Consider the following 803-nt stretch of genomic DNA (forward strand, 5'->3'; position numbering starts at 1 on the left):
GGCAAGGTGCGCTGGCGGCATACAAGAATGGAAAGCCAAAGGCGGTTTTGACGCTACTGCCAAGGCGACAAAAGCTCTAGGGCACTGAAAGCGTGGTTTCTGAGTGGACAATCGGAAGATCTATTGAGGAAATTCCGTATGTCCACACTCCCCCCCTGCCCGCAATGCCAGTCTGAATTCACCTACGAAGATGGCACCTTGTTGATCTGCCCCAGCTGCGGGCACGAATGGAACCCCAGCGAAGCTACAGGCCAGGAAGAGGGGGCCAAGGTCTGGAAAGACGCCAATGGCAATGTGCTGCAGGACGGCGACAGCGTCACCTTGGTCAAGGATCTGAAGATCAAGGGCTCGTCCTCGGTGGTCAAGGTCGGCACCAAGGTCAAGAACATCCGCCTGATCGATGGCGATCACGACATCGACTGCAAGATTGAGGGCTTTGGCCCCATGCAACTCAAGAGCGAATACGTCAAAAAGGCTTGACGTCGCCATGGATGACGGCAATCAGATCCTGATCCCACACAGTTTCGCGGCCCTGTATGTGCCCGTGGGCAAGATCAAGCCCAGCATTGGCAGAGACGAGATGGCTGCTCGCTACGAGCTATGTGAAGACCTGGCCCAGCTTCTGACCGAGCAGGCGGCCAACCAGCAATTCCAGCTGGGCATCACCGAAGACCTGGCTTTAGAGCGCTGTCTGCATGGCCTGCTGACAACGCCCGATGTGGTCAGCGAACTGGAGGCGCGCTGGGTCATCTGCCGCCTGGCCGAATTGCTGCACTGGCCCCTGCCGGCCTGGGCCCAAACGC

Annotated in this window: 2 protein-coding genes; both read left to right on the plus strand. The window is 58.3% G+C overall.

Annotation, left to right across the window (positions count from 1 at the left end; genetic code table 11):
* Nucleotides 1-138 precede the first annotated feature (138 nt).
* Complete coding sequence (locus AAFM15_RS04285; RefSeq protein WP_341685466.1) at nt 139-480, plus strand: zinc ribbon domain-containing protein YjdM; 342 nt, start codon at nt 139-141, stop codon at nt 478-480.
* Between the two features lie 7 nt (nt 481-487).
* Nucleotides 488-803, plus strand: a 316-nt coding sequence (locus AAFM15_RS04290; protein WP_341685467.1) for an ATPase with chaperone activity, incomplete at its 3' end; no start/stop codon positions are given.

The organism is Limnohabitans sp., assembly GCF_038134685.1.
Lineage (GTDB): Bacteria > Pseudomonadota > Gammaproteobacteria > Burkholderiales > Burkholderiaceae_C > Limnohabitans_A.